At 68.1% G+C, this 11,220-nt stretch carries 10 protein-coding genes; 8 read left to right on the plus strand and 2 right to left on the minus strand.

The genetic code is table 11. The features are described 5' to 3' along the window. The first annotated feature begins 208 nt into the window (after positions 1–208). Together ACG00Y_RS13770 and ACG00Y_RS13775 are read left to right on the plus strand one after the other, a co-directional pair. Positions 209–415, plus strand: a complete 207-nt coding sequence (locus ACG00Y_RS13770) for a hypothetical protein (protein WP_394479691.1) — start codon at positions 209–211, stop codon at positions 413–415. A gap of 9 nt (positions 416–424) precedes the next feature. Then, complete coding sequence (locus ACG00Y_RS13775) at positions 425–628, plus strand: LytTR family DNA-binding domain-containing protein (protein ID WP_394479693.1); 204 nt, start codon at positions 425–427, stop codon at positions 626–628. A gap of 185 nt (positions 629–813) precedes the next feature. On the opposite strand, the gene ACG00Y_RS13780 is transcribed toward ACG00Y_RS13775, so the two are convergent. Beyond that, the gene (locus ACG00Y_RS13780) at positions 814–1,455 is read right to left on the minus strand and encodes a hypothetical protein (RefSeq protein WP_394479695.1); all 642 of its coding nucleotides are present in this window, start codon (positions 1,453–1,455) and stop codon (positions 814–816) included. A 920-nt stretch (positions 1,456–2,375) separates the two neighbouring features. Here ACG00Y_RS13780 and ACG00Y_RS13785 point away from each other — a divergent pair. From ACG00Y_RS13785 to ACG00Y_RS13810, 6 genes are all read left to right on the plus strand, one after another. Continuing rightward, positions 2,376–3,290 (plus strand): DUF6929 family protein, encoded by a 915-nt coding sequence (locus tag ACG00Y_RS13785; protein ID WP_394479697.1) that lies wholly within the window; start codon positions 2,376–2,378, stop codon positions 3,288–3,290. A 37-nt stretch (positions 3,291–3,327) separates the two neighbouring features. After that, positions 3,328–4,578: a M20/M25/M40 family metallo-hydrolase gene (locus ACG00Y_RS13790; protein WP_394479699.1), complete on the plus strand. Its 1,251-nt coding sequence runs from the start codon at positions 3,328–3,330 to the stop codon at positions 4,576–4,578. 341 nt (positions 4,579–4,919) lie between these two features. Next, complete coding sequence (locus ACG00Y_RS13795) at positions 4,920–6,764, plus strand: thiamine pyrophosphate-binding protein (protein ID WP_394479701.1); 1,845 nt, start codon at positions 4,920–4,922, stop codon at positions 6,762–6,764. A 5-nt stretch (positions 6,765–6,769) separates the two neighbouring features. Further along, complete coding sequence (locus ACG00Y_RS13800) at positions 6,770–7,534, plus strand: SDR family oxidoreductase (RefSeq protein ID WP_394479702.1); 765 nt, start codon at positions 6,770–6,772, stop codon at positions 7,532–7,534. Beyond that, positions 7,534–8,334 carry a citrate synthase family protein gene (locus ACG00Y_RS13805; protein WP_394479703.1) on the plus strand — a complete coding sequence of 267 codons (801 nt, stop codon included), beginning with the start codon at positions 7,534–7,536 and terminating at the stop codon, positions 8,332–8,334. The genes ACG00Y_RS13800 and ACG00Y_RS13805 overlap by 1 nt, the downstream gene beginning before the upstream one ends. Further along, positions 8,306–9,115, plus strand: a complete 810-nt coding sequence (locus tag ACG00Y_RS13810) for a citrate synthase family protein (protein ID WP_394479705.1) — start codon at positions 8,306–8,308, stop codon at positions 9,113–9,115. The genes ACG00Y_RS13805 and ACG00Y_RS13810 overlap by 29 nt, the downstream gene beginning before the upstream one ends. Here the strand turns inward: ACG00Y_RS13810 and ACG00Y_RS13815 are convergent. Continuing rightward, a complete protein-coding gene (locus tag ACG00Y_RS13815) occupies positions 9,112–11,220 on the minus strand; it encodes a TonB-dependent receptor plug domain-containing protein (protein WP_394479707.1) in 2,109 nt (702 codons plus the stop codon). The genes ACG00Y_RS13810 and ACG00Y_RS13815 overlap by 4 nt on opposite strands.

The following is an 11,220-nucleotide window of genomic DNA, read 5'->3' on the forward strand; positions in this document are numbered from 1 at the left end:
ACTCGCCTCCCCAAAACTCCCAGCAACTGCTATGGATTGAATATCTTCCTGGGAGTTCTGACCATCGGCACTCACCCCGAAAAGCTAGTGTTCATGCGGGTTGCAGGCGTTCTGCAGGGCCGACTACTTACGCTCTCTGCCGTCAAGCAGCCATTGAGCCATCGACTACCTGCTCAAGTCACTGGCCCCGGCCCGCCTGTTCAGCAGCGTGCAGCGCCTGCGCCTGGCCGGCCTGCCGCCGGGCGACGCGTTGCAACAGGTGCTGCAGCAGCTCGGCGCCGCCGCCCCACCCGGCCCGCGCGCATACCTGCGCTGGATCAATGCCTCAGTGGGCAACAGCCTGCGTCTGATTACCGTCGACGAGGTGCTGTATTTCCAGAGCGACAGCAAATACACCCGCCTGGTGCTGGCCTAGGGCGAGGCGTTGATCCGCAAGCCGCTGAAGGAACTCGTCGACGAGCTGGACCCGCAGCAGTTCTGGCAGACCCACCGCTCGACCCTGGTCAATCTGCAGGCTGTTGCTGGCCTGCAGCGCGACTTCCGCAGCCGCCTGCAGCTGCAGCTCAAGCAGGGCGGCGAGCCGCTCACCGTGGCTGAGAGTTACGCGCACCGCGTCAAGCAGATGTGATCGACCGCGCTCACTCCGCCGGCTGCTTGTTGGGCGGCCGGTGGTGGGCCGCGCGGCCCAGCTCGCCGGCCAGGCCGCCGGGCCTGGTAATAGCCCATCTCGACCAGCGCCTTCTTCAGCATCAGCGGCGGGAACGGCGGTTTGCTCCGGCCGTTCCCAATCCCCTTCAACGGAGTATCTAGGTTTTACTCAGAGAACGAATACTTCCGCCAGGTCGACTTGTCGCTATTTACGGCGCCTTCTGGATATACAAACGCTGCGCCTTTGCCTTCGTGCCGGATGGCGCCTACACCAATCATCATGTTCCAAGTGGTGCCGGCAAATTTCTTGCGCAGCACTTGCATCTGCCTGTGTGTACCTCGGGCGAACTTGGGGCCCTTTCTGTTCTCGGGATCTTCAAGCCCAAAGTACGGGATCCAGAATCCTGCATAGTCTTTGAGGTCCCAGGTCGCCGATTCACCCCAGCCTTTGTCGGTGTGCACGCGTTCGCCCATTTGGGCGGACAGATGAAAATGGTGAAGATGGCCCGTTTCTTCGTGCTCTATGTATAGATCCAATCCCGTGTAGTCTTCTGCCTTGCCTTTGACGCAAAGGTAGAAATACTCTCTGTCGTGCATGAGATAGATGGCGACCTGCGCAGGCAACTCGATCTTTGTCGCTACGTCCCATTCGTCGTTGCCACAACGGCCGTCCAATAGCGCTGCTCTTTGGCTTGGTTTGATGGAGATGGCATCGTGGCTGCGCGCCTGCAGCGGCCGCTCGGCGGCGGCCGGCTGAGCGCAGAGCAGGGTGGCGAACAGCAGGGGGGGCAGGAACAAACGGGGCATCGTGGGGCGTTTCCTTGGTGGGGTTTCAGGACCAACTGAGCTCGTGCAGGGGCAGCGGTTCGCCATCGGGTGCTTGGTCAGCAGTCAAAAGTGCGCTCAGTGTCTGCAGCGCTGTCGCGGCCGGCGAGGGCCATGCGACGAAGTCGGCCCGCCGCGGCACGAGATCGGCTAACGCGGTGCCAAACGGCCGGCCCGACCATGGCAGCATGGCGCGATGGACTCCTGTGACCGGAGTAGGCGGCAGCGGCCGCTCAAGCTCTGATCCGCGAATGACTCAGATCAGCCTGTAGCCGCGGGTCGGCGACTTTCGGCTTTGGGCACTTATGCACAGTGCTCGATTATGAGTAGCTCAGTAGGTGCTCGTGCGACATCTCCCTCGTGCGGGGGGGCGTGCCTGGGCTTCGAAACTGTCCATAGTTTCGTCATGCTCAAAGGCGTCAAACGCGATGAATCCTTGCTGGGGTGCGCGCCGCAGCTTCATCTCCAGCGTGCGGCGAACTGTTCCAATCTCAGGAATTTGATTGCCCCCTGCCGAGAGAGCACCTGTCACAACGGGCGATGTCGGTTGGGGCGGTGTGCCATCGTCATCGCGTCGGTGGCTGCCGCGTGGCAAGACTGTTGGACCTCAGTCTCGCCTCGTCGGAAATCAAACGTTATGTGCAGCGCGTCATCGCCCTTGACGCACGCAACGCCAGCATTCACGGGGCCTGCAGCCTATCGGTATCGGAGACCTGCACATAACTGAGCACTGTGCATAAGTGCCCTTATGTACAGCTCTCCATAAGGGCACTTTGCTGTCGTAGCCACGCCGGCCGCGACCGTCAGAAACCGCTGCAAAGCAGCCTTGTCCCGACGCCTCACCTGTGTCCATGCCACTCCCGGCGCAGCTAGCATTCCGGACGCTTGCCGGGAGCTTTGCCATGCTGGAGGTCCGAGTCGTCCGAACCCTGTCCGTCGAGGCAGATGCCGCTCCGGACCATCTCAGCGCCGCCAGCGGCCTGGTCCAGGTGGGGCAGCGGCTGTTTGTCGTTGCCGATGACGAACACATGCTGGCCGTGTTTGAGCTGTCCGGCTACAACTTCGGCCAGCTGCACCGGCCCTTCGACGGCCAATTGCCCGACAAGCCCAAGGCCCGCAAGGCCGCCAAGCCGGACCTGGAGGCGCTGGTCCATCTGCCGCCCTGGCCGGGCTGTCCGCAGGGCGCGCTGCTGGCCATAGGTTCCGGGTCGCGGCCTCAGCGCCAACGCGCGGCGCTGCTGGCTTACGGCGAGGCGGGTGAGGTCCACAGCGCTGTGCGTCAGATTGACCTCTCGCCCTTGTACGCGCCGCTGCTCGCCAGGCATGAACAGCTGAACATCGAAGGCGCCTTTGTCGCTGCCGGCCACTTCTGCCTGCTGCAGCGGGGCATCCAGGCCAGCCCGGTCAATGTGCTGATCAGTTACGACTGGCCGGCGATGCAGGCCTGGCTGGACGGCATCGCGCCCGCGCCGGAGCCGCTCGCCAGCACGCCCTACGACCTCGGCACGATCGACGGCGTGCCGCTGTGCTTCACCGATGGCGCGGCGCTGCCGGAAGGCGGCTGGGTGTTCTGCGCGGCGGCGGAGGCCACGGATGACAGCTATCTGGATGGCCCGTGCCGGGGCTCGGCCGTGGGTGTCGTGGCAGCCGATGGGCGCCTGCTCGGCGTGTGGCCGCTGTCCTTGCGCTGCAAGGCCGAGGGCATTGCGGTGACCGTGGAGAACGGCGCGCTGCATCTGCTGCTGGTGACCGACCCGGACGACCGCGACGAGCCGGCCTTGCTGCTGTCGGCGACCCTGCCGGACCCGCGTGCATGACTAGGATGCGTGGCACCCGACTCCCCGCTTGCTCACCATGCAATCCAAACACGCTCTCGCTGCCGCCGCGCTGGCCACCGCCTGCCTGACCGCCTATGCCCAACTGGCACCCGTCGATGCGGCCGACCCCGTCGCCCCGCTCGTCAACCAGCTCGACCTGGACAAGTACAAGGCCACCATCAAGGGCTTGACGCAGTTTGGCGACCGGCGCCAGGGCACGGCGCGCAACCGCGCGGCGCTGGACTGGATAGAAGCGCAGCTGAAGAGCTATGGCTGCACGAACACCGAGCGGCTGCGCTACGAGTTCACCGAGCCCGTCAAGCGCGGGCCGGCCCAGTTGCAGCCACTGCGAGCCGGCGGCCCTGCCGCTCAAGGCGGCGGCACGCTGTTCGGCAAGCGCGCGTCCACCGGCGTGAACACCGACCCCATGGCCCAGCCCGACGAGAAGCTGCGCGCGCTGAACAGCGAGCAGACGCCGCTGGGCACGGGCCCGCGCGAGAGCGTCTATTGCACGAAGGTGGGCACGACCCGGCCCGACGAGATGTACATCGTGTCGGCCCACATGGACGGCATCGGCTTCGGCGAGGCGGCCAACGACGACGGCTCGGGCACGGCGCTGGTGATGGAGCTGGCGCGCGTGTTCAACGCGCCGGGCGTGACGACGGAGCGGTCCATCCGCTTCATCCTCTGGAACAACGAGGAGACCGGCCTGAACGGCGCCCATGCCTACATCGCCCAGCGCAAGGACCTGCAAGGCATCGAGTCGCCCAAGGGGTCAGGTCTTTACCCGGAGCCGACCTGGCTGGGCGTGATCCAGCACGACATGCTGTTGTTCGACCACGGCATGCCCATCCCCAAGCTGGACGCTGCCGGCAAGCCGGTGCTCGACGCGCGCGGCCAGCCGGTCTACACGGCGCCCAAGGAGCAGCGCGCCGAGGCCGACGTGAACATCGAGTTCCAGGTCAACGCCAAGCAGGCCGAGGGCGCCGCCAAGCTGGCCTGGGCCCTGCGAGCGGCCAACGAGAAGTACGCGACGGACTACCCGGCTGCCGTGGGCAACCGCATGACCAATACCGACTCGGTGCCCTTCATGGACCTGGTGCCGGCCGTCTCGCTGCGCGAGAACGAACGCGGCATGCAGATCGGCGCCGGCTGGAACCCGCACTGGCATCAGCCCACCGACCTGTACTCGACGTACTCGGACAAGGACTTTCTGCTTGGGCTGAACGCTTCGCAGACGACGCTGGCCGCCGTGGCACAGCTCGCAGGCGCACGAGGCAAGCCCTGACCCCGTTGGGGTGCGCACTAGTTCACGAACGACAGTCCGAGATTCCGTGTTTTCCCGCATTCGCGGGGATGTGGGTAAGTTTCACCTCGATACAGTTGCGTCCACTGCGCGGTGCTAACGGCTTCATGCGCAGACTACAGACGGCGCGGGCTTAGTCAGGCCAACAGCGCACGCAGGGGGAGCGAGGCCTTTGGGACTTTGCGTCCATTGGCCGTTCAAGGGTCCACCTTTTTTGGGTGGGTTTGTCCAGTTCCTGATGCCGTGCGGACCCGCCGGTGCCTTTGCTCAAGCAAGGGTTCCGCAGCCCGCTGCGGTGTCCTATTGCCTGCCGCTACCGCACCGTGGAATCAAACACTGCTCTCGCTCCCTTCTATGCCGCCGCGCACGACGTGGCGCGCGAACCCGCCGCCCGTGACGCCGCCGACCTGCTGGTCGAGGCGCTGGAAGCCCTCGGCGTCGAGTACGTCTTCGGCGTGCCCGGTGGTGCCATCGAGCCGCTGTACAACGCGCTCGCCCGCAGCGGCCGGCGCGGCGGCCCGCAGGCCGTCGTGGCCCGCAACGAGCAGGGCGCGGCCTACATGGCCGACGGCTATGCCCGCGAGACCGGCAAGATCGGCGTGTGCATCGCCACCTCGGGGCCGGGCGCCACCAACCTGATCACCGGCGTGGCCTGCGCCTATGACAACAACGTGCCGATGCTGGTCATCACCGGCCAGCCGCCGATCAAGAACTTCGGCAAGGGCGCGTTGCAGGAGAGCAGCTGCACGGGCATCAACACGATGGCGATGTTCCGCCCGTGCACGCGCTACAACTCGCTGGTCTCGCATGCCGAGCAGCTGCCCATCAAGCTGTTCAACGCGCTGATGCATGCGCAGCGCGCGCCCAGCGGGCCGAGCCACCTGTCCATCCCGGTCGACATCCTGCGCCAGCCGCTGCCAGACGACCTGGAGACGCCCGACTTCTCGGGCCTGCTGCGCCGCGCGCCGGCGCTGGTGGACCTGCCGGCCGTGCGTCAGCTGGCCCGCCTGCTGTTCTCGGCGCGCGCGCCGGTCTGGCTGATCGGCGACGGCTGCGGCGAGGCGGCCAACGAGCTGATGCAACTGGTGCAGTTGACCGACGGCCACTTCATCGCCACACCGGACGGCAAGGGCTTCATCAACCCGCGCCATCCGCGCTTTCGCGGCGTATTCGGCTTTGGCGGCCATTCGAGCGCGGCCGAGTTGTTGAGCAGCGAACCCGACCTCGTCATCGCGCTGGGCACGGGCTTCGGTGAGTTCAACAGCGGTGGCTGGTCCACCAACCTGCTGAACAGCCGCCTCGTCCATGTGGACGACAGCGACGAGAACCTGATGCGCTCGCCGACGGCGCGGCTGCATGTGCGCGGCCATATCAAGTCGGTGTGCGAGCAACTGATCACGCTGCTGGCCCCGTCCAACAGCGGGCAGGACGCCACCGTGCTGCCGTTCCTGCACCCGCAGAAGGCGGCCCGCGCCTACGAGGCCATGGTGGACAGCCCGGCCGCCATCCACAACGACAGCGCGCCGGTGAAGCCGCAGCGCCTGCTGGCCACGCTGGGCGAGCGCTGCCCGCCGCAGACGCGCTTTGTCGCCGACGCGGGCAACAGCGCCGCCTGGGCCGTGCACTACCTCGCGCCGCATGACCAGCGCAGCGCGCGCATGCCGGGCGGGCCCTATCTGCCGGCAGGGCAGGAGCGGCGCACGCGCCCGTCCAGCTGGCTGCGCGTGACGATGGACTTCGCGCCCATGGGCTGGGCCATCGGCTCGGCCGTGGGCATCGCCATGGCCAACCGCCGCTGCCCGGTCGTCTGCCTGACGGGCGACGGCAGCTATCTGATGAACGGCCAGGAGATCACCGTGGCCGCCGAGCTGGGCCTGCCGGTGCTGTACGTCGTGCTGAACGACGGCGCTTTGGGCATGGTCAAGCACGGCCAGCGCCTGGCCGGTGCGGAGCCCATCGGCTTCGAGCTGCCCAAGGTGGACTTCGCCATGATGGCCGCCGCCATGGGCATCCCGGGCCATGTGATCCGCTCGCCCGCTGACCTGGACGCGCTGGACTTCAACGCGATCCTTTCGCGTGGCGGGCCGACGCTGCTGGACGTGCGCATCGACGGCGAGGAAGTGCCGCCAATGAATCTTCGAATGAAAACCCTGGGTACTGCGAAATGAGCGACATGACGAACACCGGATCTCTGCTGGGCAAGACGGCCCTCATCACAGGCGGCAACAGCGGCATCGGCCTGGCGACCGCCAAGCTCTTCATGGCGCAGGGCGCCAGCGTGATGATCACCGGCCGCGACGAAGCGACGCTGGCCGCAGCGCGCGACTCGCTGGGCCGCGACCTGCTGGCCGAGCGCAGCGACGCCGGCAAGCTGGACGACATCGACCGCCTGATGGCGCAGGTGAAGGCGAAGTTCGGCCACCTCGACGTGCTGGTGCTGAACGCCACCGGCGGCTCGCCCATGCCCATCGAGTTCATGAGCGAAGACCAGTTCGACGCGATGAACAACGTCGCCTTCAAGGGCGTGTTCTTCGCCATCCAGCGCGCGCTGCCGCTGCTGCGCCCGGGCGCGTCCATCGTCGTGACGACGTCCATCGCCAACCAGGTCGGCGCGCCGGGCTTCTCGGCCTATGCGGCCTGCAAGGCGGCCGCGCGTTCGCTGGTGCGCACGGCCAGCCTGGAGCTGGCGCCGCGCGGCATCCGCGTCAACGCGGTGTGCCCCGGCCCCATCGACACGCCCGGCTTCGGCCGCTGGGACGGCGTGCCGCGCGAGGCGGTGGACGCGGCGCGTGCCGACCTCACGCAGCGCTCGCCCAGCCAGCGCTTCGGCACGGCCGAGGAAGTGGCCAACGCGGTGCTGTATCTGGCCTCGCCGGCTTCGTCCTATGTCGTCGGCGCCGAGCTGGTGGTGGACGGCGGCATCAGCCAGCTGATGTGATGGCGCAGGTCCACACGCGCATCTGGCGCGAGGAGGCCGAGCCCGCTGACCGCTTCGCCACGCGTGCCGCGCATTGCCGGGGCTACGACGTGTATGGCGACATGCTGGGCCGCGCCCGCTGGGTCGACATGCTGTGGCTGCTGTTCCGCGAGGACGCGCCGACCGACGCGCAGGCGCGCTTGCTGGAGGCGCTGGCCGTGGCGCTGGCGAATGCGGGGCCGCGCGATGCGGCCGTGCACGCGGCGATGTGCTCGGGGCTGGGCCGCTCGCCGGCCGCAGCGGCCTTGATGGCCGCGCTGGCCGTGGGGGCGGGCCGCCATGGCGGTGCACAGGAAGTGGCGGCGGCCATCACGCTGTGGACCGACGCGCCGCGGGACGTTGAATCATTTGCGACGCATTGGGTGTCGTCTGCGGCGCCCACGTCGGCGATCTGGCCCGAGGCCGAGCATCCGCCGGGCTTCGAGCCCAATGGCGTGGTCACGGCCGGCATCGTTCGTGATGCGTTGCAGCGGCTCGCCGATATTGGCGATGGCCCGCGCCTGCGCTGGCTGGCTTCGCATCAAGCCGCAATCGAAGCGGCCGTGGGCTTGCCGGTGGCGATGTCGGGCGTTGCTGCGGCGGCCTTGGCAGACCTGGGCTTCACTTCGGAGCAGGGCGAGATGCTGCACCTGCTGCTGCGCCTGCCCGGTGCCGCAGCCCATGCGCTGGAGCAGCGCGCCGGCAGCTACAAGGACTTTCCGTTCTTCGCGCTGGATCTTCAGGATGACCCGCATGACCGCACAAAAAATCTCGCTGCTTGAAGAACACGCCGGCGTGTTGCGCACCCGCATGGGCGGCGCCTTCGTGGGCCAGCGCACGGTGTTCCGTGGGCACGACCTGCATGCCGACCTGGCCGACATGGACTGGCTGGCGCTGTATGTCTTCGGCATCACCGGCCAGCGCTACTCGGCCGCGCAGCTGAAGGTGCTGCATGCGATCTGGGTCTGCACCAGCTACCCGGACGCGCGCATCTGGAACAACCGCGTGGCCGCGCTGGCCGGCAGCGCGCGCAGTTCGGGCACGCTGGCCGTGTCGGCGGCGCTGGCGGTATCGGAGGCCGAGATCTACGGCCGCGGCATCGACATCCGCGCCGCCAGTTTCATCCAGCGCGCGCAGCAGGTGATCGCGTCGGGGTCAAGTCTTGACGACTGCGTGCGCGACGAGCTGAAGCGCCACCGCGCCATCGCCGGCTACGGCCGGCCCATCGCGGCGGGCGACGAGCGCATCGGCCCGATGCTGCGCCTGGTGGAGCGGGAAGGGCTGGCCGGCGGCGCGCACGTGCAGGCCGCGCTGGCCGTCGAGAAGCATCTGCAGGACGGCCGCTGGCGGCTGCGCATGAACTACGCCGCGCTGACCGCCGCGCTCACGTCGGACATGGGTTTCACGCCGCGCCAGCACTACCAGTACGGCTTCCCGGCCTTCCTGGCCGGCATGCAGCCCTGCTACATCGAGGCGAGCGAGAAGCCGGCCGGCACGCTGCTGCCGCTGGCTTGCGACAACGTGACCTACGAAGGCGCCGCGCCCCGGGCCTGGGGCGGCTAAAACCGATAGACCAGCTGCACGTCCACCGAGCGGCCCGCCATCGGCAGGTCGTAGGGCACGCCGGTGCTGGCCAGGCTGGGTTCGCGCACGTCGGCGTTGAACAGGTTGCGGGCCGAGACCGCCAGGTCCCAGCCGGACTGGCGCAGCGAGGTGCGCAGCGTCAGGTCGGCGCTGGTGTAGTCGGGCACGGGCGGGCGGGCATCGCCCGCCGCGCGCATGCGGCCCGCCACGCGCTTGACCTGGCCGCTCAGCGCCCAGCCCTTGTCGAAGTGCCAGTCGGCACGCACAAAGGCCATCTGGTGCGGCGCGTAGCCGGCGTCGTGGTCGGTGCTTTCGTCGACGGCGCGCTGGTAGGCGTAGTGGCCCGCCAGGCGCAGGTTGCGTGCCACGTCCACCACCAGCTCCAGCTCGAAGCCATGGCCGCGTTGTGTGCCCAGGTTGGTGTATTCGCTGGTGCCGCCGCCGATGCTCGCGGCGCGGATGATGTCCGTCATCGTGTAGCGGAAGGCGCTGGCCTGCAGATGCGTCGCCGCGCCCAGCTGCCAGCTGATGGAGGCCTCGGCCGTGCTGATGCGCTCCGGCTTCAGCAGCGGGTTGCCGCGGATGACCGGGTTGTTGATGCTGTATTCCTCCGAGAACGACGGCGCGCGGAAGGCGCGGCCGATCAGCAGCTTGACGGTCAGGTCCAGGCTGGCGTCCCACACCAGGGCCAGGCGCGGGTTGGTCGTGGCGCCGAAGTCGCTGTAGTTGTCGCGCCGCACGCCGGCGGTGAGCGTCCAGTCTTGCGCGACGCTCCATTCGTCCTGCACATAGGCATAGCTGACACGGCGCCGCTGCGGCGTGGCGAAGGACTTGTCGACCGCGAACTCGACCAGCTGCCCGCCCGGCAGCGGCATCGGCAGCCCCATGGCCGGGCCGGAGTCGATGATGGTGAAGTTCTTGAACTCCTGGGTGCGGTACATGTCCAGGTCATCATGGCCCACGCCCAGGCGCACCTGGTGGCCGGCCCAGCCGGTGTAGGCCAGCACGGCGGCCACGCGCGTCTGCCGCTCCCAGGTGTTGGGCGCGCCGAACATGCCCTGCGGGAAGCTGCCGCCAAATGACCCGGGCGGGAAGACCTGCAAGGGCTTCGTGAACTGGTTGATGAGCTGGAAATAGCTGGCGTTGAGGTTCAGCAGCAGCTGGGGTGCCAGCGCCACTTCGGACAGCGACACGCTGGCGTTCCAGCGCTGGTTGCGGCCCTTGCCGACCGGGTCGAGCGCGCCGCCGGCACCGGCGCCGGTGCCGACCTCGTCGCGCAGCGTGTAGCCGGCACGCAGGCGCAGCTTGCCGTAGTTGCCTTCGACGTGCGCATCCACCGCGTCGTGCCCGGTGTTGACCGGCCCCGGCGCCAGGCTGGCGTTGGTGCCGAACAAGCCGTCCAGCCCGGTCTGCGCGTCGGCCTGCACCAGCTCCTTGAAGCCGTCGGTGCGGCCCGCGCGCAGGTAGGCGGCCACGGCCAGCGGGCCCAGCTCGCCGCCGTACTGCAGCCAGGCGTCGCGGCTGGCGAACGAGCCTGCACGCAGCCCCAGCTCCAGCCCTTCGGTGTCGGCCGGGCCCTTGGTGACGATGTTGATGACGCCGGCATAGGCATCGGCACCGTACAGCGCCGAACCCGGGCCGCGGATGACCTCGATGCGCGCGATGTTGGCCACCGGCATGCCGGCCCAGATCGTGCCCCGGTTGCCGATGAACATGGTCGTCATCGGCACGCCGTTGTAGAGCACCAGCGTCTGCGCGTTGAACTCGCTGTAGATGCCGCGCACGATGTACAGCGGGTTGTAGCCCTGGTTGTTGCGGCCGACGTGGATGCCGGGCACGGTGGCCAGCACCTGGTCCAGGTCGGTCGCGCCCATCATGGCGATGTCCTGCGCGGTGATGACCGTGGCGACCGCCGGCGCGCGGCGCAGCGACTGTGCAGCGCCGGTGGCGATGCTGACGGTGGTCTTGTCGCCGTAGACCTGCGCCAGCTCATCTTCCTCGCTCGGCGCCTGTGCGAGCGCGGCCGGCTGCGCTGCCGTCCAGCAGAGGCCGCCCAGAATCACCAGGCGAAAGAAAGGTCGCAT

The sequence above is a fragment of the Pelomonas parva genome (assembly GCF_043555835.1).
Taxonomy (GTDB): domain Bacteria; phylum Pseudomonadota; class Gammaproteobacteria; order Burkholderiales; family Burkholderiaceae_C; genus Pelomonas; species Pelomonas parva.

Excerpts from the sequence above, each read along its gene's own strand:
- ACG00Y_RS13780 (WP_394479695.1), bottom strand. The coding sequence starts at position 1,455 with ATGCCCCGTTTGTTCCTGCCCCCCCTGCTGTTCGCCACCCTGCTCTGC.
- ACG00Y_RS13800 (WP_394479702.1), top strand. The coding sequence starts at position 6,770 with ATGACGAACACCGGATCTCTGCTGGGCAAGACGGCCCTCATCACAGGC.
- ACG00Y_RS13815 (WP_394479707.1), bottom strand. The coding sequence starts at position 11,220 with ATGCGACCTTTCTTTCGCCTGGTGATTCTGGGCGGCCTCTGCTGGACG.
- ACG00Y_RS13810 (WP_394479705.1), top strand. The coding sequence starts at position 8,306 with ATGACCGCACAAAAAATCTCGCTGCTTGAAGAACACGCCGGCGTGTTG.
- ACG00Y_RS13790 (WP_394479699.1), top strand. The coding sequence starts at position 3,328 with ATGCAATCCAAACACGCTCTCGCTGCCGCCGCGCTGGCCACCGCCTGC.
- ACG00Y_RS13805 (WP_394479703.1), top strand. The coding sequence starts at position 7,534 with ATGGCGCAGGTCCACACGCGCATCTGGCGCGAGGAGGCCGAGCCCGCT.
- ACG00Y_RS13785 (WP_394479697.1), top strand. The coding sequence starts at position 2,376 with ATGCTGGAGGTCCGAGTCGTCCGAACCCTGTCCGTCGAGGCAGATGCC.